Genomic DNA, 24,352 nt, shown 5'->3' on the forward strand with positions numbered 1-24,352 from the left:
TTTGATTTTGAGTTGTAGGGTTTAATTAAAGCAAAACGTAAAGTTTAATTATCAACTAAGACATTATCTTATTAACATCATTGTTATTTAATTGCTTGTAAGGGATGGAATCATTAATGAAAAAACTTGCTTTAATTACAGGGTCAAAAGGCGGTATCGGCTCAGCAATTTCCTCTAAGTTAGTTGCAGACGGCTATCGTGTTATCGCGACTTATTTTACTGGGAATTACCAATGTGCCTTGGATTGGTTTAACGAAAAACAATTCACCGAAGATCAAGTGAGATTGTTTGAATTAGATGTTACCAATACTGCGGAATGTGCGCTGAGCTTAAGCAAGTTGTTAGAAGAAGAAGGCACGGTGGATGTGTTGGTCAACAATGCGGGTATAACGCGTGACAGTGTTTTTAAGAAGATGGATGCCGAAGCATGGAAAGACGTGATTGAAACGAACTTAAACAGCCTTTTCAATGTTACTCAACCACTGTTTGCGCCTATGTGTGAAAAGGGTAACTGCCGAGTCATCAACATCTCTTCCGTCAATGGTCTTAAAGGTCAATTCGGACAAACTAACTACTCAGCAGCGAAAGCCGGGATGATTGGTTTTTCAAAAGCGCTTGCCGCTGAAGGCGCTAGGAGTGGTGTGACGGTAAATGTTGTTGCCCCTGGCTACACAGGCACGCCTATGGTTGAACAAATGAAACCTGAAGTCCTTGATTCTATAAAGAATCAAATTCCAATGAAACAGTTAGCGACGCCTGTTGAAATTGCCGATGCAGTTGGCTTTTTAGCGAGTGAGTCTGGGGCGTACATTACAGGTGAAACATTGTCTGTGAATGGCGGCTTGTACATGCACTAATTGGCGAAACTGAAGGGATTGGAATGATGGAAAAAGTATTTATGGTTGCGGCTAAGCGCACTCCTATTGGTGCATTCACCGGGTCGCTAAAAAACGTATCTGCGGGCGAGTTGGCTGGCGTTGCGATCAAAGGCGCGTTGGAGTCTGTCGATCTTTCGTTGGATGCGATTGATGAAGTGATCGTTGGTAATGTGATTTCGGCAGGTCAAGGTATGGGGGTTGCTCGTCAGGCTTCCATCTATGCAGGGTTACCTGAGGAAACACCTGCATACGGTGTGAACATGATTTGCGGCAGCGGCATGAAGTCGGTGATGGACGCAGCGTCGCACATCAAAGCACAAGATGCTGAAGTGGTTATTGCTGCTGGCGTTGAAGTGATGTCCCAAATCCCTTTTGTAGTGCCCGCGAGTGTTCGTAATGGTCACAAAATGGGTGACATCTCGATGAAAGACTTGTTGGTTGGTGATGGCTTAACCGATGCGTTTAATCATTATCACATGGGCATGACGGCTGAAAATATCGCGAACACGTTAAATATCTCGCGCCTAGCTCAAGATAACTATGCCCTAGAAAGCCAACAGAAAGCCGTCGCAGCGATTGAGGCGGGTAAGTTTAGCGGGCAAATAGTGCCTGTAGAAGTCAAGCAGCGCAGACAAACCGTCATTTTTGATACCGATGAGTATCCGAAGTCAGACGCGACATTCGAAGCTTTGCAAAAGCTTCGCCCAGCCTTTGACCGTGAAGGTTCGGTTACGGCAGGTAACGCTTCGGGCATCAATGATGGCGCAAGTGCCATTATCTTAGCGTCTGAATCGGCGGTAGCGAAATATGGCCTGACACCTTTAGTGGAACTGACCAGTTACGCACAGTCAGGTTTGGACCCAAAGATCATGGGGTTAGGACCTGTAGAAGCGGTTTCTAAAGCGCTTGATAAAGCGAATCTCACCCTCGAAGAAATCGATTTGTTTGAATTGAATGAAGCGTTTGCAGCACAAGCCCTTGGCGTAATGTACCAATTGTCAGAGCAGCATGATTTACCGCTTGATGCGTTCAAGCCAAAGGTCAATGTGAATGGTGGTGCAATCGCGCTTGGTCACCCTCTAGGTGCGTCTGGCAATCGAATTATTGTTTCACTCATCTATGAAATGCTTGAACAGAAAACGACTTATGGCGTTGCTTCGCTCTGTGTGGGTGGAGGAATGGGAACCGCTGTTTTGCTAAAAGGTATTGAAGGTTAGAGCCTAAGGTATCGGTAGCAAGCTTAAAAACATCGGATCAGCTTTTCAAAGCATCGCGAGCTCATAGATGAATGTTGGCTGAAACGATGATTATACAAATTTATTAAACTATGTATTCATCAGGAGTTACTTATGTACACGGATATTTTCAAAACAATTACTGACCAAACAGAAAAGCAATTTGAACCGTACTTAAAGTTCAACAAGTTGGTTGCTAAGAACATTCAAACGATGACAGAACTGCAAATGAATGCGATGCAGACTTATACGGATATGGGTCTTTCTCAAATGAAGGCAGTAAGCGAAATCAAAGACGTAAACAGCCTGACCGCTTTCAATAGTCAACAACTCACGGCATTAACTCAACTGTCTCAGCAAATGATGAGTGACAGTACAAAATTGCAAGCGGCTGCCAAAGAATTCAAAGACGATGTTGAAACACTAACAACTGAAAACTTGAAAACAGTCACACCTGCATAAATTTAATCGCCATCGAATGAGGCAGTTTTACTGTGACATTCGGTGGCGATTTTCCGATTATTGGGGTCATGTTATGTTTCAACACTTCTTTTCGGACTACCTTGTTAAACTTCAACAAACAAACCAGCAATGGTGGGATAACTTTGAACAAAACAAGGAAGCCGCGCAATCTCCCCTAAATCAAGCGATGCAAGAATTGAATTTTGATGATGCATCAAAAATCTTCGAGCAAGCCGCCAACCAACCTGCCGTCCTGCTTCAGCTGCAATCTCAATGGTGGGAACAGCAACTGCAAATCTGGCAAAACGCAGCACTGATGGGCAACACTGAAAGTGTCATCTCAGAAGATCGCAGTGATAAGCGCTTTATCGATGATGCATGGAAGAACGACCCTTTCTATAGCTTCATCAAGCAATCCTATTTGTTATTCAGTAAAAGCTACATCGACACCATCAATTCTATCGAAGGCATCGACGAGAAAACCAAAGAGCGTGTGGCGTTCTTTTCACGTCAGGCAATCAATGCTCTCTCTCCTAGCAATTTCATTGCGACTAACCCAGAGTTGATGAAACTGACGCTTGAGCGAAATGGTGAAAACCTGCTTGATGGGTTAGAGCAGTTACAAGCAGACGTTGAAGCGAGTGCTGATATACTCAAGATCCGCATGACCAACAACAACGCTTTTCGATTAGGTGTTGATGTTGCTAACACGGAAGGTGATGTTGTCTTTCAAAACGAGTTGTTTGAACTGATTCAATATTATCCCAAGACGCCGCAGGTCAATGCGACGCCTTTGCTGATCGTCCCGCCATTCATCAACAAGTACTACATTCTTGACCTTCGTGAGAAGAACTCGATGGTACGCTGGTTACTTGAGCAAGGACATAGCGTATTCATGATGTCTTGGCGCAACCCAGGTGAAGCGCAGAAGGATACTGAGTTTGGTGACTATGTCACGGAAGGCGTGGTTAAAGCCGTTGCTGCGATTGAAAACATCACAGGCAAAGAACAAATCAATGCGGCAGGTTATTGTATTGGCGGCACGGTACTCGCATCTACGGTGGCTTACTACGCTGCGAAGCGCATGAAAAAGCGCATCAAAACAGCGACCTTTTTTACCACCTTGTTGGATTTCTCGCAGCCGGGTGAGGTGGGCGCGTACATCAATGAGACAATCATCAATGCTATTGAGAAGCAAAACGATGGCAAGGGCTATATGGATGGTCGTTCGTTGAGCGTGACGTTCAGTTTGCTTCGAGAGAACAGCTTATACTGGAACTACTATATTGATAACTACCTCAAAGGCAGTAGCCCGATGGAGTTTGATCTTCTGTACTGGAACAGTGATAGCACTAACGTGGCGTCTAAATGCCATAACTTCTTGCTGCGAGAGCTTTATCTTGAAAACAAACTGGTTCAAGACAAAGGCGTGAAAGTGGGCGGCGTATGGATTGATTTGAATAAAATTAAGATACCAAGCTACTTCATCTCGACCAAAGAAGACCATATCGCGTTGTGGCAGGGGACTTACCGTGGTGCATTGAACACTGGTGGCAACAAGACGTTTGTTCTGGGCGAGTCTGGTCATATCGCAGGCATTGTTAACCATCCAGAGAAAAAGAAATACGGCTACTGGTTGAACGACAACTTAGATGACTCTGCTGACGAATGGCTAAACAACGCAAGTCACAACGAAGGCTCATGGTGGACACACTGGGATCAATGGTTACAAGGCTTTGAAGCTGACGAGAAAGTCGAACCTTTCAATCAAGGTTCCGAGCTACACCCTGTGATTGGCAAGGCTCCGGGTAACTATGTAAAACAGGTACTTCCTATCGTCGATAAAGAAGTCGTTGATGTACAGGCTCCGAAAAGCGACGCTTAGCTTGTTTAACGTGAGTGGTTGATACCTATTTCTACTAGGGTATTAGCCACTTATATCAGAGGTGCACTTATCAAGCGCCTCAATACCCAAACGCCGAATACCACTTGAGGTGTAACAATACAAATCGTCGTAAAAAAAACGGCCGTCTAGAGTTGTTGCATATGCCGTCAGTATGCTCCCACTATGAAATATCTCTATTCACCCTAAATTTACCTTCGAGTTGGCAAACTATTCGCTACTTTCATAAGGAGAAGTAGCGATGAATTACCGCATGTTAATGACTCTAGGGGTTTTGTTTAGTGCAAATGTATTGGCTGAACTTGATGAACCAGGCTGGGGAGGCGAAGTTGGAGTATTGGTCGGCTTTGGTAGTGAAACCGATGACTCAGAGGCTGTAAAAAAAGGCAGCTTGAACAGCAAGGGAGAATCGGATTCGAGTGCGCTTGTTGTACCACTGGGACAGTTGCGCTACACGTTTGGTTCAGATAGCGACCAGCAGGTCTTTATGGGGACCTCGCGTGGCGATATCATTGAAGGTGTTTTTGCTTTTGAATTTGGCTACGCACTGGAATATGGCAATGAATCGGTTGTATCGTTCTCTTACCTTCCAACAATCGCAAATGGTGAAGTATGGGAAGACCCGTTCATAGCCAATACTGCGAGGACTAAAACCGATATCTCTGGTGATACCTTTCGTGTACAACTCGACAACTTATTAGATATTGGTTTATCGGGTGATTTCGCTGTCTACAAGCAAGACATTAAAAATGACAAATCGGGCGTTCACCTAGGAGTGCCAACAGGTGTACTCCAACGTGACGCTAAAGGCTATTATGCAAGCCTATCTATGGAGATGCCTGTTAGTGGGAGCTCTTTTATCGAACCATCGTTGTCTTATCAAAAACATCTTGCAGACGGTGAAGCAGTTTCTTTCTCTTATTACTCTGGCTCGTTGACCTACATAATGATGGTGGATGATCATGCATTCTCGGTCAATGCAGATTACAGCCACCGCTCATATGATGCATCCAATCCAGTATTCAAGAAAACACGTGAAGACAATGGATATAGCGCAACGCTTGGCTATGAATATATGGACGTTATGGGTTGGCAAGACTGGGGATTCAACGCATTAGCGGGTTATTCTAGTAACAATTCCAATATCGCATTCTATGATACCAGCGGATATTTGATGAGTGTTGGTGTTAGCTATCACTTTTAAGTAATTGACTACTTAATCACGATGAGTTGAGGGCTAGCATATTTGTTAGCCCTTTTTACTGTTTACTTTTTCGGCTAGAGGCTGCGACTGAATATGAGTGATGAAGCTTAAATTCAGTCAATGGCGACCCAAAATGTCCGGTCGGACCGCCATGAAGCTTGGTCATTCAACTTAAACGAAGTTAAGTATTGGTATTTGATTTTTCTTCGACCGGCAAATGAAGCCGAGCCAACAAGCCTCCCTCTATTTCCTCTGCTTCAAGGTGCCATCCTAGCTTCTTACATATTTTCTCGGTTAAATCCTGCCCAAGGCCAAAGCTATCTTGAAATGGCAGATCAAGTTCCTGTGTGTTTATATTCTTGATGACTATGCTGTTTTCTTCGAAATAGATATAGATAGTGCCGCTATGTGTGTATTGGAAAGCGTTACGAATGAGGTTACCAACGACAATTTTGATTGGAGTCTCTGGAAGTTCCACTGTTGGGGCATGAAGGTAATTGCGGATGATGTCGATCTCTTTACCTTGAATTAAATACTCCAACTCTTCTATCAAATTATCTAATAAAGCGACGACCGAAACTAAGCTCTGATTCGGTGGCGTTTCACTCTTTCGGACTAGCCAGAGCATGGTTTCGGTAATTTGCTGCATGTTGCTGCTCGCGCGGTCGATACGATTGATCGGGCGCTGTAAATCTGAGGGCAGGGAGATGCGCTCTAAGATCTCCATATTTGCTCGTATGATTGCAATAGGCGTTCTCAATTCGTGACTAGCATGAGATAGAAAACGTTGTTCTCTTTCTACCAAATGCGCATTCTTACTGAGTGCCTTTTCTAGATAAAGCGCAACTCGATTGTATTCACTGAATTTAAAGTTGGGAGCGGGGTTCGCCAATAGGTCGTTGGACGCGCTTTCTGACCATTCGACGAGTTGTTCGGTTTTTTTTCCTACTCGGTAACTGTAGAGCCAAAGCGCTAATACAATAAAAAATATATAGCCAAGAGCAATGTAGATAATAAGGTTGAAGCGATGATCGAACCACACATCTATTGTGTCGCCAATTAGGCGGTAGTCGTACCTAGCGACTCCGAATACCAATCGTCCGTCTTCGAGAGCAAAACGGTAGACACCAAAGACAGCCTCTTTCTTGATGTCGTTGGTAACCGTTTCATCAACGAAGACGACAGTGAACTCATCATTAATAAATGTCACATCCCGAAGTACGTCTTTACCGTCGACCTTTATGTTAGGCAATTGGTCATAATAAAATGACACTACGTAAGATTTAGGTAGTTTGGCCTCTGGATTTATAAGGCGCACTTCGTTAAAGCTCAACCATTCACTGGCGAGTCGCATTTTTACTGAATCTTCTATTCCATATTCAAAGTGACGGATTAAAAGTTCTCCGAATAGTAAGGCTGTCAGAAGTGACAAGCCCAAGAAAAAGGTAGTAAGGTGACCCCGTATTGGGAAGCTCTTTTTCATGCTCATGGTTACTCTTTTATCCTCAGACCTTGGCCAACGACGGTTTCAATCAACTTAGATTCAAAAGGCTTATCGATTTTTTGTCTCAGTTGATAAACCTGTACTTTTATGTTGTTACTTTCTGGTGCGTCATTTGGCCACAAACACTCCTCTATTTCTCTACGAGTAACGACTTGTGGAGTTCGGCGCATGAGGAGTTCTAAAAGCATTAGATTGAGTCGATTTAAGTCCAAGACTTGTCCTGATCTTGATACTTGCTGGCTTTCTAGGTCATAGACTAAGTCACCTTGTACTAACCTTTTTTGTTGGCTACTTCTTCGCTTAGAGAGCGCCTTGATACGTAAGGCGAGCTCTTTCATTGCAAATGGCTTGATTAAGTAGTCATCAGTGCCAGCATTGAAGCCAGCTTCTTTGTCTTGCAGCGTATCTTTTGCTGTCAGCATCAAAATAGGCGTATCGTCACCGTCGTCTCGAAGTCTTTCACAGACAGTAAAACCATCTATTTTAGGTAACATTAGGTCAAGAAGAATAACGTCATAGTAGTTTTGTTTTGCGAGTGTAAAACCGCTTAACCCGTTGTAAGCATGATCGCATTTGATGTTTTCAAATTCGAGAAACTCTGCAACAGAAGCGGCGAGATCCTTGTCATCTTCAACTAATAACACGTTGATAGATAAGTTAGATTTCATTTTTCTTAACCCCAGTTAAAGAAGCGGATCTTTGGGTAATTATGTTGTGATACAGCCGCTTGATATCTTGTTGAACCATTAGCAATACGGGTACCAAAAGAAGTGTTATTACCGTTGCGAATAAGATTCCATACCCCATTGACGTAGCTGCTGGTATTAAAAACTGAGCTTGAGGAGAGGTCTCTGACAGTAAGGGCACTAAGCCAAAATACGTGGTTGCAGAAGTCAGCATAATAGCCCTTAAGCGTCCTGTTCCTGATTCAATTAACGCCTCGTACACGGTATCACCACTCATTATCTTGGTATTAAAGCGTGAGATCAGTAAGAGGCTATCATTCACGACGACCCCGGTTAATGCAAGCATTCCAAACAGAGAAAGTATACTGATGGGTATCCCTTGGATTAAGTGTCCCATCAAGGCGCCCACAATACCAAATGGAATTGTGCACATGATCAGCAGTGGCTGGAAATATGAGTTGAGTGGTATTGCAAGCAATGCGTAGATGCCGATAAGAGCGATAGCAAACACGCTATACAGTGAATTTGATATTTGTTCCTGCTCTTGTTGCTGTCCAGAAAGGACAATGTTTAGGTCACGATACTTATTCTGTAATCTTTTAAACAGGTCGCTATCTAACTTATCAATGATCTCTTCTGGAGAGGCGATAGTTTTATCAACATCAGCTGATATCACATTGACTCTGTTACGATTCATTCGTTCAATGTTTTTGGACACATATCGAGTCGATATATTGGCTACCGCATTGAGTGGTACTAACTTACCATTGCCCAAGCGAATTTGTGCGTATTTGAGATTATCCAGTGTTTGTCTTTTTGCCCGCGGATACTGAATTTTGACCTTTATTTCATGCGAACCTTCTTGAAATTGCTGCACTTCATAACCTTGATAGGCCATGTTGAGTTGTTGTAAGAGGTTCGATGTAGTAAGCCCCATCGTTAACCCCATATCGTTAACTTTAATATCAACTTGGGCTTGTGTATTCGCGAGGCTACTTTTTATGCCATGCACACCTTGTACATTACTGAGATGCTCAGTCAGTTCGCGAGTTGCGTTGCTGATCGTTGCTTCATTTTGACTTCTTAATTCTATGCTTATTGCTTTATCGCTGATCATATCGGCTAAGAAATTGGCGCTGTCTATGCCTTCAAGTGTTGGGGCCATGGATTGCCATTCTTTAGCGATAGCACCCGCGCTGATTGGGCGTTGAGTGTTGCTCGAAAGGCCAACAATGATTTGCGAACTGTTATTGGTGGTTTCTACCAATACACTTTGGATTGGTGGTACAGACAGCGCATATTGCTTCACCAACGAATCATTCAATGATGCCGCCATTTGTTCAACTTTAAGTGTTTCACGTTGTACTAATCCGTAGCCAGTATCATCTTCGAATGCGAGCTCGATCGTGATGAAGTTAGTAGAAATCTCCGGGAAAAATACCGACTTAAGTTTGCCGGTTATTAGCGAACCGCCAACTAGAATACACAGGGAAAAAAAGCCACAAATTACAGCATAACGGTAGCGTATAGCCAGTTGTAAACAGGGTTTGTAGAGATGCCAAGTGATGTATTTGAAACCACGTAGAACACGCTGTTGAATATAGTGCCATACGGCAGGGATACCCCATGCTGAAGTCGGTTCCATTTTGACTCGGGCAAGGTGAGCTGGGAGAATTAATTTGGACTCAATGAGTGAGAAAATCAGACAGAAAGTTGCAGCCATGGCAAATTGCGCAAAGATCTTACCGAGTTCCCCTTCGATTAAGCTGAGAGACATAAAAGCCACGATGGTGGTCAATACACCAAATGTAGTTGGTGTAGCCACTTTTTGTGCGCCGGCGATGGTCGATTCAACGGAAGCTCCATGTTTCTCTCTTTGTTCGTAAATGCTTTCACCAATGACGACGGCATCATCAACGACAATACCGAGTGCCATGATGAAGCCAAAGGTGGTTAGCTCATTAAGGGTAAGCCCAAGAAATGTATCTCCCATAAGTACCATTGCACCGGAAAACGTAACAGGTAGGCCCACGGCGACCCAAAAAGCAACACGTATGTTTAAGAGTAGCGCCAGTAAAATAACAACGAGAACGACACCTTGAGCACTGTTCTTGAGTAGCAAGGATAAACGGTTCTTAATCGGCTCACTTTGATCATTCCATTGGGTCAGGTGGATACTGCTCGGCAGTGTCAATTGGTAAGCATCAACGATGGTTCTAGCCTCTTGGGCTAGCTGGCTGATGTTTGATTGACCGTACATTTTTACTGCCAAACCTACAGATGGCTGACCGTTATAACGAGTAATTATACCATCTTCATCAAACCCTAATTCAATGTGTGCAACGTCGGATAATAGAATGGTTTGCCCTGATGCTGTGCGTATAATGGGAATTGAAGCGAACTCTTTCGCACTTCGGTGTTGTTGGTCCGCTTTAAGAACTAACGTCCCTTGAGAACCTTTGAGCTGGCCGGCCGTTTGGGTTAATGATTCTGCTCTAATTTGGCTGACAATTTGCTCCATCGTGAGACTGAAAGCTTGCAATTTGGCCTCGTCAATTTCAATCGAGACCTGCTGAGATTTTCGGCCAATGTAATCAACCTTTTGTATCAAAGGAGAGTTTAGGAGCTTGTGTCGTAACTCGTCTAAATAACGATGTAATGCACCGATAGGCACGTCACCAAACAGGTTAATTGAAACTACCTCTTCAAGGTCGGCTTGACGCGTGATCACTGGTTTTTTTGCTTCACTAGGTAAATCGCCAATAGCATCAACCACACTTTTTACATCTTGTTGCAGTTTGTCGAGTGAATAGCCACTCGACTTAGTGATGGTTACCGTTGCACCGTCACTATTTGAACTGCTGTGTATTTGTTTGATGCCTTCTACACCTAACAATGAATCTTCGATTTTTATCGCAATGCTTTCTTCAGCCGAGCGGGCTGAGCCACTTTGATATTCGACACTTACCGTAATATTGGTTGGGGGGAGTGAGGGGAAGCTTTCTACCCGTGATTGGATAACCGAAAAACCGCCCGCGACTATGATCAAAACCATTAAAAGATTTGCGGCAACTGGGTTGTGAACAAACCATGCGATAACGCCATGAGTTTTTAGGTTATTGTCCATCATTCACCTCTTTAAGTGATTTGTCCCCAGAGGCAGGAGTCGGGAGGCTCCGATTTAATGCGAGTTTTTCCGTGTCGTCTGCGTGAGAGCTATCCGAAAGTGCTAATACTTGCATTCCCTCCACGTAGCTGGACAACGGCTTTACAACCAAAGTGATGTGTTGATTTAGGTTGCCCTGTTCAAAACCAATCGCATCGATATCTTGAAACAGTGATTGAGTCTTGTGACGATGAAGTTGACCTTCTTTGACGTACCAAATATTGCCGTCTGCAGTAATGGAAGAGGATGAAACTACAAAACTATCTGAGTGGCTCTTACCTTGAATGACAACTCTAACAAAGCTCCCGATCAGCAAAGGATCTGGCTGTTGAAGAGGGGAGTCTATTTTTAATATGAGGTTACGCATACGTGTTGATTGTTCCACGAGCAGTGAAAGGTGACTCGCCCGTGCTGCCCATTGTTGCCCTGAATCTAAATCAGATGCTGACTGAATTGTCACCGACAGTGCACTCAAATCGGAGGGGAGCTGTTGCCAGTCGCGTTCTGTGAGCTGAAGATGTACTTCAGCAGTTTCTATGGATTTGATCTGTCCCAACGAGGTTCCGGATGCAACAACACTGCCTGTGGTGACGTTGCTTTGGCTGACAATGGCATTATAAGGAGCATGGATATTCGTGTTATTTAGTTGTTGCTTAGCATCTTCAACTGCTTGTTGTGCGGCGTTTAATCGTGCCTTTGCTGCTTTAAACTGAGGCTCTCGCAAAGCGAGGGGGCTCGGTGCCTCTTCTATACCTGAAGTTTTCCATTCTTTTTGAGCACGTTGATGTTTGCGTTGTTCTTGGAAAAATGAAAGTTGTGCGTTAGCTAGATCCTTTTCTGCGTTAGCCAGCAGTACTTGGTAACTGGAATCGTCAATGTGAAATAGCAGATCACCTTTAGAGATTTGTTCTCCTAGTTTAAATTTTTTTGCTTTCGAAAGAATCACTCCTGAAACCTGGCTCGTGAGCGTTAAAGTTTCTTCTGGAATTACCTGCCCGTAACCTTCAATGGTAGAGCGGTGTTGCCCGGCAGCAATGTCGACTGTTGTGACTTTGATATATTGTCGAGGCTGAGCTTCCAGCGCTAACGTTGTTTCTTCGGGGATTGACTTCATGATGTACATCGCGGTGGCAATGATACTGAGCAAGCCCAAAGCCGTAACAAGTATCTGTTTCATTTTAAACCCCCATTCCTAATGCTAACCCTAAGGTAATTCTGTTTGAGAGCCGAGTACGCTGAGTATTAAGCAACTGGATTTTAGATTGGTAAATAGATTGTTGGGCGATAAGCAGTGCCAAAACGTCACTGGCTCCTTCCTGGTAAAGGTTTTGATAGTTTTTCATACTAGCCTTGGAGAATGTAAAAGCATCTCGATAATGCTGTTCTTGTTGTTTGAGGTAGAACTCTTTGTCTAGTGCATTTCCTACCTCATTGATGGCAACCAATAGTTTCTTTTGGTAATCAACAAAGCTCTCTTCTGCTTGAAGCTGAGCTATTTTTGCTTGGGTTTGTAGTGATGATTGGTCAAGAAGAGGTGCGCGGATCCCCCCAACGAGATTCCACAGGGAAGGATTGTCGATAAGCTGGTTTGGTGTTGAACCGCTACGATAAACAGAGGCAGACAGCGTGAATTTAGGCAGTAGATCTTTGTAAGCAACTGCCGCGCTTTTGTCGGCGGCGAGCACTTGCTGATAAGCGGCAAGGAGGTCAGGACGTGATCCAATCATTTCTCCGGGAAGACGTAATGGCGGAGCTTCAACTTCTGGGATCGTGAAAATCATTCGGTTAAGCTGGGTGTCGCTCTTACCTCGTAAGGTATTAAGGCCTCTGATTGCGATAAGCTGATCTTGTTCTTTAGCCGCTAAACTCGCTCTTACTCTGGATGTTGCAGCACGAGCGGTGTCGAGGTCTGCTTGTTCTTTAAACCCATCGAGCACTTGCTCTAGTACAATATTCTCAGTGTTTGAAAGGCTTTGTAGCCAGCGTTGTTCAACCCCGATCACTCTTGCTCTGTAAGCAACATCAAGCCACGCCTCTATTACGCGAGCCGCGAGAGAGTTTTGTGCGTAAGCATAGTCGAGTTGTGTTGCCTGTTGTTTCGCGTTAGCTGCGCTTGCTGAGTCAGCTAAGCGTCCCCAAACATCAAACTCCCAACTTAAATTCAAAGACAGTTTGTGACTGTTCTGAATTTGACTTGTTTTTTGTCTAGAGGCTTGAAAGTCTGTATTTAAAGAAGGTTGAAGGTATTGATCACTTTGAGCCGCTAATAGTTCAGCTTGCTTCAAGCGAAGTGCAGTTTTATGTAGGTCGTGGTTATTGGTGAGGGCTTCTTGAACCAGATCGGCGAGAGCTTGATTGTTGAACAGCGAGAGCAATTGTGTCGACATCGTAGTGTTTACGTATCGTTGAGAGCTTTCCCATTGCTCGGGAATCTGGGTTGTATTGTTCAAACTGGCTTGCGGCGTTGGTGATAGAGAAGCGCAACCCGTGAGATAGGTCAGACTACCCAGTAGTAATAACGCGGATAGGGGGTGGTGTGTGTTCATGCTGTCTTACTCTAAGGTATTTATCTATAGATATACCTAACAGCGAGTAAATTGGAGGTGAAATGAGTGTTTGGTTATTGATTAAAATTGGATATGGATATGGATATGGGCTAGTAAAGGGTTTATGAAAGAACTTCTGAAAAAATAAAAGCCACTGAAATCAGTGGCTTTCTAGACTTGTCCGTTTTATCTAATCAGACCATACATGGAATGTGCTCACCTCATACCCCTCGAATAGCAGGCTCTATTAAAAGAAAGGGGTGACATCAATTTCAGCCTTCGTAGGAGAAATTGCTTTTACAATCGTATGCCAGCTGTGTTTTAAATCCACATACTTGACGTCAATGAAACGTTTATTCTTTCGTGAATAGAAGCACTTAACGACAGGCTCAACAGGAGCATCATCATTCGATGACCATACGATTCCAAGATGGCCATTGCTCAGCTCAACGATGGCCCCAATAGGGAAAATACCAATGCAATTAATAAATTTGTACACCAATTGCCGGTCTAAGTGATTAGGTGTCATACCTAACATTATTTTAAACGCTTCCGCTGGGCTCATTCCACGTTTGTAGCAACGGTCAGCCGTCAATGCGTCATAGATATCGACGATACAAGCCATTCGGCCGTGCTGCGGAATTTGCTCGCCACTCAATCCATTAGGGTAACCTGTACCATCTAACTTTTCATGGTGCATTAAACATACATCACGGCTAATTTGACTTAAGCCTTCGATTTTTTTGATGATAGGTTTAGCAAATACTTGGTGTTGCTTGATGTGAGCGAATTCCTCCTCGGTTAAACGAGAAGGCTTGTGCAAAACATTATCATCGATATGCACTTTACCGACATCATGAATAATCCCACCAATAGCCAATGGCTTTAATCGGTCTTTGCCAAAACCCAAATGCTTGCCAAATGTGACCAAAAGTGTGGCGACATTAACGGAATGTTCAAGCAAATAGGCATCTTTCTTACGTAATGCAGAAACACATTGCAAGGCATCTGAATTGATCAGTGCTGATTCAATCAGCTCATCCGCCCAACCATCCAGTTCATCCGCAACAAACGTATGCGAATCAAATGTTGCAGTAATAATTTTCTGAGCAAGACCGCGCGCTTCTTGGATGATTCGCTCTGCATTTTTTTGTCTTACTTCTCGAGAGACCAATTTACTTGGAGAATTTTTACTGCTCTTTTGTTGTTCCTCACTCGTTTCGTCATCAGGAACGGGGTGAAATTTACAACCTTTAGCAGAGAGCTTCTTGTCAACCCAGACATACTTAATGCCTTTATTAACTAATGTATCAATTCCTTTTTTTGAAGACACGCGTCCAGCGTTAGATAAATAAACACGCTCACTTTTCTGAATTGATGTAACAAACATTCCCACAACCAATGTGTTTATGGAAATTTTTACTGAGTCTTTAAGGTCGAACTGCATTAAATTCAATTAAGTGTTGTCAAAAACAGTGTGATTCTAATCCAATTTCGCGACGAATCTAGTCAAATTGTTGATTTATTTACTCAAAACACCTGAAATTAAAAACAAAAGGCCGAAATGTCACAGAGTTATGCTTCGATCTTAGCGATATTGTTTACAACGGTTAAGTGGCAGTGGTGTAGTAATAAGCGTTCTTTTCTAATCGAAGTGTCTATCTAAAGGGCTCTGTAGAAAGGTACTTTGTATTGTGGATGTGACTTAAGAGGTGAGGTAGGGAGGTTGCCACCTATTAATAAAAAGATAAAACGTTAGATATTAAAAAAGCCACTGAAATCAGTGGCTTTTTAGAGTCGACCCATATCAGAATGGATTAAAATTAGCTGATAAAAGTTGACGTACTCTTCGATTTCTAATCGATTTCTTTGTCTTTAGTCATAGATAAAAGCCAAAGAGATACGGCTGCAACACCTGCAAAGCCACCAAGAATGATAACTGGCATAGCGCTGTAACCTAGGATGTGCCAAATTACGTTCTCTAAAGTACTCATTCAATCGCTCCTTATTGCCAGCCTTCAACGCCGTGCATGTCTGGTAGTTTGTGTGCGATACCTTTGTGACAGTCTACACACGTTTTTTCACCAGAAGCTAGCGCTGTCGAGTGTTGTTTCGCACTACGAGGGCTCTGCTCTGAGAAGTCCATGTAATCGAACTGGTGACAGTTACGACACTCAAGTGAATCATTCTTTTTCAATCGAGCCCATTCGCGTTCTGCTAAGTGAGCACGACGTGCTTTGAACTTTTCTTCAGTATTGATGGTTTTCGCAATAAAGTGTGCGTATAGCTCTTTAGAAGCCTGAACCTTACGAACAATTTTATCTGTCCACTCATGAGGTACGTGACAGTCTGAACAGATAGCACGAACACCAGAACGGTTCGAGTAGTGAATTGTTTCTTGGATTTCAGCAACGATAGGTGCGTGACAACCAGAACAGAACTCTTCCGTATTGGTTGCTTCCATACCCGTGTTGAATGCCCCCCAGAACAAAAGACCACCCGAGAAACCCAAGAACAAAACAACGCCTACCGCTGCTTTACTTGGTGTCGCGAGTCTTTTCCAAAACGCTTTAAGTAATTTTATCATATATAGCCTCTCTTACAGTCCGGCTACGATTAACGCAGTGAATCTACAGGTTTGAACTCGTTCTCAACTAGCGGTTTAGCATTAGCTTGAGGTACGTGACACTGTAGACAGAAGTAACGACGAGGTGAAACATCAGCAAGTACCGCATCTTCGCGGTTCATGTAGTGAGTTACACTCACTTTAGTTGCACCCATTTCTTTTGCGTTTTTCCAGCTATGACAAGCAAGACACTTGTTAGCGTTAAGAGACACTTCATAGCTACGAATAGTATGAGGTACTAAAGGTGGTTGGTATACGTAGTCACTCTCAAGTACTTGGTCACGAGGAAACTTTTTGAAGTCATCTGCTGCGCGAGTTGCTTCAAGTTCACTTGCACCACGTAGAGATTCTACGCCACCAATGCCGCCTGGGTTATCCAGCTCAGCTTGAGCTTGAACTGCACCAGCTAGCAAAAGACCAGCTGATAGTAGGGCAGTAATCAGTTTTTTCATGGTTAATTTCTCCGCCTAAAGGCTAATTCTTTGAGTGGACTACTTCCTTCAAAAAGTGATGAAAAAAGTAGTCGCAATATTAAATACGTTAGATCTTGTATCTAGGTTCGAAAAGCGCTTGGCTCTTAAGAAACCTTAGTGATCTTAACTGGACACTTCTTGTAATCCGTCTGCTTAGACAGAGGATCCGTTGCATCCAAGATCAACTTGTTGATCAGAATTCTTGCATCAAAGAATGGTACGAATACCAAGCCTTGTGGTGGACGGTTACGACCACGAGTTTCAACACGAACGCGTACTTCACCACGTTTGTTTTCGATAAGAACTTCATCACCACGGCGAAGGCCACGAGCTTTAGCGTCAGCAGGGTGGATGTAACAAAGTGCATCCGGTACTGCTTTGTAAAGTTCTGGTACACGACGAGTCATAGTACCTGTGTGCCAGTGCTCAAGAACACGACCTGTACATAGCCACATGTCGTATTCGTCGCTTGGTACTTCTGGTGGTGCCTCGTAAGGAGCATTGATGATAAGAGCTTTACCATCTGGTTTACCGTAGAAATCCCAACCAGAACCTTTCTTAGCGTATGGATCTGAACCTTCTTTAAAGCGCCACAGTGTTTCTTTACCATCAACAACAGGCCAACGTAGGCCACGGACTTTGTGGTAAGTGTCGTAAGGTGCTAAATCGTGACCGTGATCGCGACCAAAGGCTGCGTATTCTTCGAATAGACCTTTTTGAACGTAGAAACCTTGAGCTTGAGCATCGTCGTTAAGCTCTTGTGCTTCAGACAGTGGGAATGCATCAACGTTGCCGTTTTTGTATAGCACGTCGTACATGGTTTTACCACGATACTCAGGTGCTTTAGCTAGAAGCTCTTCGCCCCAAACTTCTTCAACAGTGAAGCGTTTAGAGAACTCCATGATTTGCCATAGGTCAGACTTTGCTTCACCTACGGTTTTAACTTGTTGGTACCATGCTTGTGTACGACGCTCAGCGTTACCGTAAGCACCTTCTTTTTCAATCCACATTGCTGTTGGAAGGATAAGGTCAGAAGCTTGAGCTGTTGCTGTTGGGTACGGGTCAGAACATACAATGAAGTTGTCTGGGTTACGGTAACCTGGTAGACGTTCAGTGTTGATGTTTGGACCAGCTTGCATGTTGTTGTTACACATTACCCAGTACGCGTTGATCGTACCATCTTTTAACGCACGGTCTTGCGCAACAGCGTGTTTACCCGGTTTAGGTGGGATAGTGCCTTCTGGAAGCTTCCAGATGTCTTCTGCAATCTTACGGTGTTTAGGGTTAGCAACCACCATATCTGCCGGTAGACGGTGAGAGAACGTACCTACTTCACGAGCTGTACCACATGCAGATGGTTGGCCAGTAAGTGAGAATGGGCTGTTACCTGGAGTAGAAATCTTACCTGTAAGAAGGTGGATGTTGTACACAAGGCTGTTCATCCATACACCACGAGTATGTTGGTTCATACCCATAGTCCAAAGTGACATTACTTTGATGTTTGGATCTGCGTATTGCTTAGCCAGCTTGATAAGGTCATCTTGAGATACACCTGACATTTCAGATGCTTTTTCAACGGTGTATTCAGCAACAGAAGCTTTGTAGTCTTCGAAGCTGATATCAGTCATTTTACCTGAGTTAGGGTTCGCAGCGGCTTTCTGTAGTGGGTCATTGTCACGAAGGCCGTAACCGATGTCTGTTGTTGCTTGCTTGAAGTTCGTGTGTTTGTTCACGAATTCCCAGTTCACCGCATCGTTTTGAATGATGTAGTTAGCGATGAAGTTAGCAATCGCAAGATCTGATTGAGGTTCGAAGATGTAACCTGTGTCTGCAAGCTCGAAAGAACGGTGGTAGTAAGTAGACAGTACGTTTACTTTAACGTGTGGGTGGCTTAGACGACGGTCTGTAATACGAGTCCATAGTACTGGGTGCATTTCTGCCATGTTTGAACCCCACAGTACGAATGCATCTGCGTGTTCAAAGTCATCGTAACAACCCATTGGCTCATCGATACCGAAAGTACGCATGAATGCACCTACCGCAGATGCCATACAGTGACGAGCATTTGGATCGATGTTGTTTGAACGGAAGCCCGCTTTCATCAGCTTAACCGCTGCGTAGCCTTCCATTACTGTCCACTGGCCTGAACCGAACATACCAACGCCTGTTGGACCGTTCTTCTTCAGAGCGGCTTTCCATTTCTCAGCCATTACGTCGAAAGCTTTGTCCCAAGATACTGGTGCAAAATCACCATCTTTGTGGAACTCACCATCTTTCATACGAAGAAGAGGCTGTTCAAGACGGTCTTTACCGTACATGATTTTTGAAAGGAAGTAGCCTTTAATACAGTTAAGGCCTTTGTTTACAGGTGCTTCTGGGTCGCCTTGAGTCGCGACCACTTTACCGTTTTGAGTACCAACTAGTACCGAACAGCCCGTACCACAAAAACGACAAGGCGCTTTATCCCACGTGATTTTTGTTTGATCAGAGCTGGCAATCAGGTTGGTTGCTGTTGCTGGTAGAGTTACACCTGCAACGGCTGCCGCTGATGCAGCTGCGTTTGCTTTCACAAACGCGCGTCTTGTCATTTTCATACTTCACCCTCAAGTTGAGAATTGTTGCTTCCAGTTTCTAAATCCGTTTCGTCTAGTCCAGTCTCGATTTGGTGGTAAACCAAAGCTGTCCCTAAAACGTTCGTAATATTATTAATTTCTTCGATGGTGTCCGTAACAAAACCTTGGTTCTCGGTTTCTAGGACCACGATGATTTTGCCTTCAGGGCTACTGCCGTAGATTTCCGCATTATCGTATTGCTCGATTTGTGCTTTGATCTCGTCTAGATGCTCTGGACTCACATGCACGACTAAACTTGATATATGCACTTCATTTAGTGCCATAAATTGCTCTCGTTATTTTTGTTTTATGCATTACTCACAAGAATAGCCGAAGTAGGGCAAACTGCTACGCAGGCTCCACAACCGCTACACTCATCTAACTCGATTTTTGGTAGAGCAACACTGCCTGCTCTAAGTTGAAATTGAATCGCCATAGGTTCACACATGTCACCACAGCTTCGGCATTCAACATTTTGTTGGGCCAAGCATTTATCAGAGATAGTTGCTTTTGCCAGCCAAGGCGTTTCTTCCTTGGGTTTAAAAATTGGCTCTGGACAAACGTCTGCACATTGATAACAGAATGTACATTCGTCTTTTGAGAAGTCGACAGTAGGAAAACCACCGTCGCCGACAATGATGATGTGTGTCTCGCAACTTTCGATGCATTTACCACAACGTGTACAATCATCTGCGAAGCTTTCTAGACTTTTAATCCAAGGCAATCGAATCTGGCTTGAATCTACTTTGCGCCTAGAAAATAGGCGGCGTCTCGATAGGTCTACCACTAAATGCCTACTAATGTTGCTAAGATGTTGTAATTGTAGATCATTGTTTCGTTAATATCTTGTCATTTATCCTCACAAGTAGTGTAGTTTTAGAAATATTTGTATAAATACCCCTTAAGGGCTAAATAGGATCCTATATTGTCTTAGATCAATAAATTATGAAGGGTTTGGTCACATATTGAATGGAGCTCTGTTTTTTGATGTGTGACAATAGGTTCCCGATAGCCATTTTTATACCTTCAGGATATTAACTTTGCTTATTAAACCTGTTTCATCTGTGACGAGTACAATAGCTAAATCATTGCTATTTATATTGCTCCTTTCAGTTGCCACCACCGGTTTTGCTATTTTTACATTGGCGTCCAGCCTTAATGATGCCGAGGCGGTTAATGTGGCTGGCTCGATGCGCATGCAAAGCTACCGTTTAGCGCATGATATTCAAATAGAATCAGTGGATTACGATTCTCATATTCGTGAATTTGAAAGTTCCCTTTATTCCACATCGATGACTAATTTGGTGAGTTGGGAAGTGCCAACTGATATTACAAATGATTATTATTTAATAATTGGCCGTTGGCATGAATTGAAGCAGGTCTTAAATAGCGAAGATAGAAAACACTACCTGGTACTCGTTGAAAATTTTGTTATTGAAATCGACCGCTTTGTTTTTAAGTTACAAGAATTTTCAGAAAATAAATTAATTAAATTGGCATGGGCTGGTGGTATAGGTCTAGGTGGAATACTCGTCATATCTCTTTTTGTTGTTCATTTTGTACGTAAACAAGTTGTTAAGCCTCTACACGCTCTCGTTAGAGCTAGCCAGAGAATAAAAAATAGTGATTTCGAGGTTAAGTTGGAGGTTACCAACAATAATGAACTGGGCATTTTGACCAAAACATTTAACTCGATGGCGAAAGATTTAGGCGTGCTGTATCGAAACCTTGAAGATGTTGTCGATGCCAAGACGGTTGAGTTACAAAATGCCAACCAATCATTGCAAGCACTCTATTATTCTTCTCAAGAACTCACGGTAACGCGTGTTGCACCGGAAAATTTCCGAGCTATTTTGCAGCACTTGGTCAGCCTAGAAGGGATTGAATCGCTAAGGTTAGAAATAGTCGATAATTCGGGACGTTCTTTGATTATGGATGAAGGTTACGACCCAACTTGCGATTATGAAAAGTTTGAAATGAAACTGGATGATAACGAGCTTGTTTTGGGCTATCTGTATTGCTCATATCATCATGGTCATTCAACTAAGACGCTAATTGAGAGTTTTATTCAACTGTTATCGAGAGCTATCTACTATAATCGCGCTCAAAAGAAAGCTGAGCAGCTTATTATTATGGAAGAGCGAGCGACGATTGCGCGTGAACTGCATGATTCATTGGCCCAATCGCTGTCGTATTTAAAAATCCAAGTGACATTGTTAAAGCGTGTTATTGGTAAACTTCCGGAACACAAACATCGAGAGCAGTCTGAGCAGATAGCATCTGAGATAGGGAATGGGTTAGCCGGTGCCTATACTCAATTGAGAGAGCTACTCACCACATTTAGGTTATCCATCAAAGAGGGTAGCTTTGGAGATGCTTTGAGCACCATGCTAGAGCAACTTAGTGAAAGAACCGATGCGAAGATTAAATTAACTAATAACCTTTCATCGCTAGAGCTTGATGCGCACAGTCAGGTTCACTTGCTTCAATTGATTCGTGAAGCAACAATAAACGCAATAAAACACGCCAATGCCGACTTGATAGATGTATGCTGTATCGATGAGGACGGACAAGTATTAGTCGTGATTAAAGATAATGGAGAAGGCTTTGACCCAAGTAGTTCGAAGATGAACCACTACGGAATGAGTATTATGCAGGAGCGTGCGGCAAGACTGAATGGTGACTTAACGATTGAAGCGGCTCAAGGTGAGGGCTGTACAGTCATATTGAAATATAAAAGTTTAAAGGAAGTTAAAGTTGACGATTTGTAAAGTAATGTTGGTTGATGATCATCCATTGATGCGCAGAGGTATAAGCCAATTACTGAGCTTTGAAGATGAATTTGAAGTGATTGCAGAAGCAAGTAACGGTACTGAAGCGGTCGCTCTTGCCCATGAAGAAGAACCTGATTTGATCCTGTTGGATCTGAATATGAAAGGCATGTCTGGGCTAGATACTCTGAAAGCACTTCGTACTGATGGTTCAAGCGCTAACATCGTTATTTTAACGGTTTCTGATAGCCCTGCGGATATCGAAGCGATTGTTAAAGCGGGCGCTGATGGTTACTTACTGAAAGATACTGAACCCGATGAGTTGATTGAACTGCTTAAGCAAGCACATAGCGGCGATAAGGCATACAGCAGTGTGGTAGCTCGCTATTTGAATGATGCTGACAGTCGAAATGATATCTTCGACCAACTGACTGAACGTGAAATGCAAATTCTTCAAGAAGTCGCGAAAGGTTACCGTAACAAGCAGATCGCCGATCACCTGTTTATTTCTGAATCGACAGTTAAGGTACATATGAAGAGTTTGTTGAAAAAGCTGCAAGTGCCTTCTCGTACCGCAGCAACCGTTCTTTATTTAGAACGTTATGGTGACATGAAGTAGGGCTTGTTCTTTTTAAGTAATACTATTTAAAGCTGTGCTGTTTCAATCCCTTGTGACATTTTTAGTGTCATGCTCCAATAGATAGAGTTTTGAATTCTCTAATTAATATGACGCAAAAAAGGCGCTGAACTTATTAAGTTCAGCGCCTTTTTGTTAGGGCATTTTATATCGGCATCTCTATCTTAGCTTGTATCAGTCTAGATAGAGTGTTTCTTTAAGTTAAGCTGCCATTGGAACCAATACCAGCGTACCAAAGATAACCGTGATAAGACCACAGATTACTGGAACAGAAGTACGTTTTACAACTTCAAACGGGCTGATTTTACCCATACCCGATGTCGCAACAATTACGCCAGATACTGGAGAAATGGTACGGCCTAGGTTAGATGCTTGAAGCATAGGGATGATTAGGAACGCTGGGTTCAAGCCCATTTTCGCCGCTAGTGATGGAGCCAGTTCTACGAATGCATAGAAAGGCGCGTTACCAGAACCTGTCGCGATAGCTGCAGCAACCGTTAAACCTGTTAGGATAAGCATTAATGCGATACCGCCTGCGCCTGCCGATTCAGCAAGACCGATTAGGTTATCAATTGCACCGATAGACATTAGACCTTGAGCAAATACGCCCGCCGCAACCAACAACATTACTACGCCTTTGAACGCGTCAGCCATGCCTTGGTAGCAAGAATCTAAGTCTTCTAATGTTTTCTCGCCGTCAAACTTCTTAACAACGTAATCGATAACTGCACCCACGAAGATAGAACCTACGACAATGGTGTAGATATCAAGTGAAAGCCCGGGAATCGTACGACCGTTGAATATGAAAACACCGATGATAGGTAGGAATGGCAGTGCCGCGTAGAAAGCCGGTGCCGTTGTTTCGATTTCAGATACGTCTACTTTTCCATTGGCGTGTTTTCTTTCTTATCTAGATATTTGTTCCAGAAGAAAGCCGCGCCAGCCATCACGATGATTGCACAGATAGAAACAGGCAATACTGTTTGAACAGCAAACACATCAAGAGACATACCTGATTTTTCAGCTGCGATAACCACATCACCAGAGGTTGGTGAAAGAATGATTGCTGCAGGTGATGCACAAACGGCAACCGCTGCTGGGCGTGAAATACCCATCGCCGTCATCATTGGGAATAGTGTCGCCATCAGTAACACACCAAGGCCTGTTGCAGAACTTACTGCTAGAGACATTAGACACGCTACGATGTAAGCCGCAACAAGAAGTACATAGGGAGATTTAATAGCAGCAAGCGGTTTAGAGAACTGTTTCACTACTACGTTGTTAGCACCAATGTGCGTCATGTAAGAAGCAAAACCACAAAGAAGCATGATTTGCATGCCTAGGCCGCCTCCACGGTACTGAAGCATGTACTTAACAAATTCGAGTGAGTCGGTAACCATGTTACCTGTTGAAGCGACCTTAGCTGGTAAGACTGTGTGACCAATAAGGCCAGTAATAAGAAGTAGGGCAAGGCCAGCAGTTAGTAATACGCCTGCCGCTTTATAGCCTTTCACAATAAAGTAACCAACAGCGATGGTAATTACTAATCCGATCAAGAGCTCTAACATAGAAATCTCCACAAAGTTTAAAAAATATAAGAAAGTGTTTCAGAATATGACAATGAATGTACAGAAAACTGCACTGTGGCA

19 protein-coding genes and 1 pseudogene are annotated in these 24,352 nt (G+C 43.4%); 7 read left to right on the forward strand and 13 right to left on the reverse strand.

The annotated features are described in order from the left end of the window. Window positions 1-116 precede the first annotated feature (116 nt). The 5 genes from ACED28_RS03695 to ACED28_RS03715 all read left to right on the forward strand — a co-directional run bounded on the left by ACED28_RS03695 (window position 117) and on the right by ACED28_RS03715 (window position 5,682). A complete protein-coding gene (locus ACED28_RS03695; RefSeq protein WP_371709310.1) occupies window positions 117-857 on the forward strand; it encodes an SDR family oxidoreductase in 741 nt (246 codons plus the stop codon). Between the two features lie 26 nt (window positions 858-883). Next, the gene (locus ACED28_RS03700; RefSeq protein WP_371709326.1) at window positions 884-2,095 is read left to right on the forward strand and encodes an acetyl-CoA C-acetyltransferase; all 1,212 of its coding nucleotides are present in this window, start codon (window positions 884-886) and stop codon (window positions 2,093-2,095) included. A 132-nt stretch (window positions 2,096-2,227) separates the two neighbouring features. Beyond that, window positions 2,228-2,575, forward strand: coding sequence for a phasin family protein (locus tag ACED28_RS03705; RefSeq protein ID WP_012600514.1), 348 nt, complete (start codon window positions 2,228-2,230; stop codon window positions 2,573-2,575). A gap of 73 nt (window positions 2,576-2,648) precedes the next feature. Next, entirely contained in the window at window positions 2,649-4,460 is a 1,812-nt protein-coding gene (gene phaC / locus ACED28_RS03710) for a class I poly(R)-hydroxyalkanoic acid synthase (protein WP_371709311.1), read from the forward strand. Window positions 4,461-4,719: 259 nt separating this feature from the next. Next, on the forward strand, window positions 4,720-5,682 hold the full coding sequence (locus ACED28_RS03715) for a DUF2860 domain-containing protein (protein WP_017101828.1): 963 nt from the start codon (window positions 4,720-4,722) through the stop codon (window positions 5,680-5,682). Between the two features lie 181 nt (window positions 5,683-5,863). Here the strand turns inward: ACED28_RS03715 and ACED28_RS03720 are convergent, their stop codons facing one another. The 12 genes from ACED28_RS03720 to napF all read right to left on the reverse strand — a co-directional run bounded on the left by ACED28_RS03720 (window position 5,864) and on the right by napF (window position 20,082). Continuing rightward, window positions 5,864-7,171 (reverse strand): sensor histidine kinase, encoded by a 1,308-nt coding sequence (locus ACED28_RS03720; RefSeq protein WP_371709312.1) that lies wholly within the window; start codon window positions 7,169-7,171, stop codon window positions 5,864-5,866. Between the two features lie 2 nt (window positions 7,172-7,173). Beyond that, window positions 7,174-7,854 carry a response regulator transcription factor gene (locus ACED28_RS03725; protein ID WP_371709313.1) on the reverse strand — a complete coding sequence of 227 codons (681 nt, stop codon included), beginning with the start codon at window positions 7,852-7,854 and terminating at the stop codon, window positions 7,174-7,176. Next, entirely contained in the window at window positions 7,844-10,999 is a 3,156-nt protein-coding gene (locus tag ACED28_RS03730) for an efflux RND transporter permease subunit (RefSeq protein ID WP_371709327.1), read from the reverse strand. The genes ACED28_RS03725 and ACED28_RS03730 overlap by 11 nt, the downstream gene beginning before the upstream one ends. Next, window positions 10,989-12,215: an efflux RND transporter periplasmic adaptor subunit gene (locus ACED28_RS03735; protein WP_371709315.1), complete on the reverse strand. Its 1,227-nt coding sequence runs from the start codon at window positions 12,213-12,215 to the stop codon at window positions 10,989-10,991. The genes ACED28_RS03730 and ACED28_RS03735 overlap by 11 nt, the downstream gene beginning before the upstream one ends. A gap of 1 nt (window position 12,216) precedes the next feature. Further along, window positions 12,217-13,425, reverse strand: a complete 1,209-nt coding sequence (locus ACED28_RS03740; protein WP_371709328.1) for a TolC family protein — start codon at window positions 13,423-13,425, stop codon at window positions 12,217-12,219. 406 nt (window positions 13,426-13,831) lie between these two features. Next, window positions 13,832-15,031: an HD-GYP domain-containing protein gene (locus tag ACED28_RS03745; RefSeq protein WP_009845458.1), complete on the reverse strand. Its 1,200-nt coding sequence runs from the start codon at window positions 15,029-15,031 to the stop codon at window positions 13,832-13,834. Window positions 15,032-15,440: 409 nt separating this feature from the next. Next, window positions 15,441-15,578 (reverse strand): TIGR02808 family protein, encoded by a 138-nt coding sequence (locus ACED28_RS03750; protein WP_009845457.1) that lies wholly within the window; start codon window positions 15,576-15,578, stop codon window positions 15,441-15,443. An 11-nt stretch (window positions 15,579-15,589) separates the two neighbouring features. Then, window positions 15,590-16,171, reverse strand: a complete 582-nt coding sequence (locus ACED28_RS03755; protein WP_009845456.1) for a NapC/NirT family cytochrome c — start codon at window positions 16,169-16,171, stop codon at window positions 15,590-15,592. A 29-nt stretch (window positions 16,172-16,200) separates the two neighbouring features. Continuing rightward, window positions 16,201-16,662: a nitrate reductase cytochrome c-type subunit gene (locus ACED28_RS03760; protein WP_009845455.1), complete on the reverse strand. Its 462-nt coding sequence runs from the start codon at window positions 16,660-16,662 to the stop codon at window positions 16,201-16,203. Between the two features lie 125 nt (window positions 16,663-16,787). Continuing rightward, a complete protein-coding gene (gene napA / locus ACED28_RS03765) occupies window positions 16,788-19,277 on the reverse strand; it encodes a periplasmic nitrate reductase subunit alpha (protein ID WP_009845454.1) in 2,490 nt (829 codons plus the stop codon). Next, window positions 19,274-19,579, reverse strand: coding sequence for a chaperone NapD (locus ACED28_RS03770; protein ID WP_009845453.1), 306 nt, complete (start codon window positions 19,577-19,579; stop codon window positions 19,274-19,276). Before ACED28_RS03770 ends, napA begins: the two co-directional genes overlap by 4 nt. Before the next feature lie 23 nt (window positions 19,580-19,602). Then, window positions 19,603-20,082, reverse strand: a complete 480-nt coding sequence (gene napF, locus ACED28_RS03775; protein ID WP_017101835.1) for a ferredoxin-type protein NapF — start codon at window positions 20,080-20,082, stop codon at window positions 19,603-19,605. Between the two features lie 253 nt (window positions 20,083-20,335). On the opposite strand from napF, the gene narQ reads away from it, so the two are divergent. Continuing rightward, window positions 20,336-22,066 carry a nitrate/nitrite two-component system sensor histidine kinase NarQ gene (gene narQ / locus ACED28_RS03780; RefSeq protein WP_009845451.1) on the forward strand — a complete coding sequence of 577 codons (1,731 nt, stop codon included), beginning with the start codon at window positions 20,336-20,338 and terminating at the stop codon, window positions 22,064-22,066. Then, window positions 22,053-22,685 carry a response regulator gene (locus ACED28_RS03785; RefSeq protein WP_009845450.1) on the forward strand — a complete coding sequence of 211 codons (633 nt, stop codon included), beginning with the start codon at window positions 22,053-22,055 and terminating at the stop codon, window positions 22,683-22,685. Before narQ ends, ACED28_RS03785 begins: the two co-directional genes overlap by 14 nt. A gap of 219 nt (window positions 22,686-22,904) precedes the next feature. On the opposite strand, the pseudogene dcuC reads toward ACED28_RS03785, so the two are convergent. After that, window positions 22,905-24,271: pseudogene (gene dcuC / locus ACED28_RS03790) on the reverse strand (anaerobic C4-dicarboxylate transporter DcuC). Between the last annotated feature and the right edge of the window lie 81 nt (window positions 24,272-24,352).

The sequence above is a fragment of the Vibrio sp. 1F253 genome (genome assembly GCF_041439295.1).
Taxonomy (GTDB): Bacteria; Pseudomonadota; Gammaproteobacteria; order Enterobacterales; family Vibrionaceae; genus Vibrio; species Vibrio tasmaniensis_A.

Excerpts from the sequence above, each read along its gene's own strand:
- ACED28_RS03695 (WP_371709310.1), top strand. The coding sequence starts at position 117 with ATGAAAAAACTTGCTTTAATTACAGGGTCAAAAGGCGGTATCGGCTCA.
- ACED28_RS03700 (WP_371709326.1), top strand. The coding sequence starts at position 884 with ATGGAAAAAGTATTTATGGTTGCGGCTAAGCGCACTCCTATTGGTGCA.
- ACED28_RS03705 (WP_012600514.1), top strand. The coding sequence starts at position 2,228 with ATGTACACGGATATTTTCAAAACAATTACTGACCAAACAGAAAAGCAA.
- phaC (WP_371709311.1), top strand. The coding sequence starts at position 2,649 with ATGTTTCAACACTTCTTTTCGGACTACCTTGTTAAACTTCAACAAACA.
- ACED28_RS03715 (WP_017101828.1), top strand. The coding sequence starts at position 4,720 with ATGAATTACCGCATGTTAATGACTCTAGGGGTTTTGTTTAGTGCAAAT.
- ACED28_RS03720 (WP_371709312.1), bottom strand. The coding sequence starts at position 7,171 with ATGAGCATGAAAAAGAGCTTCCCAATACGGGGTCACCTTACTACCTTT.
- ACED28_RS03725 (WP_371709313.1), bottom strand. The coding sequence starts at position 7,854 with ATGAAATCTAACTTATCTATCAACGTGTTATTAGTTGAAGATGACAAG.
- ACED28_RS03730 (WP_371709327.1), bottom strand. The coding sequence starts at position 10,999 with ATGGACAATAACCTAAAAACTCATGGCGTTATCGCATGGTTTGTTCAC.
- ACED28_RS03735 (WP_371709315.1), bottom strand. The coding sequence starts at position 12,215 with ATGAAACAGATACTTGTTACGGCTTTGGGCTTGCTCAGTATCATTGCC.
- ACED28_RS03740 (WP_371709328.1), bottom strand. The coding sequence starts at position 13,425 with ATGTCGACACAATTGCTCTCGCTGTTCAACAATCAAGCTCTCGCCGAT.
- ACED28_RS03745 (WP_009845458.1), bottom strand. The coding sequence starts at position 15,031 with ATGCAGTTCGACCTTAAAGACTCAGTAAAAATTTCCATAAACACATTG.
- ACED28_RS03750 (WP_009845457.1), bottom strand. The coding sequence starts at position 15,578 with ATGAGTACTTTAGAGAACGTAATTTGGCACATCCTAGGTTACAGCGCT.
- ACED28_RS03755 (WP_009845456.1), bottom strand. The coding sequence starts at position 16,171 with ATGATAAAATTACTTAAAGCGTTTTGGAAAAGACTCGCGACACCAAGT.
- ACED28_RS03760 (WP_009845455.1), bottom strand. The coding sequence starts at position 16,662 with ATGAAAAAACTGATTACTGCCCTACTATCAGCTGGTCTTTTGCTAGCT.
- napA (WP_009845454.1), bottom strand. The coding sequence starts at position 19,277 with ATGAAAATGACAAGACGCGCGTTTGTGAAAGCAAACGCAGCTGCATCA.
- ACED28_RS03770 (WP_009845453.1), bottom strand. The coding sequence starts at position 19,579 with ATGGCACTAAATGAAGTGCATATATCAAGTTTAGTCGTGCATGTGAGT.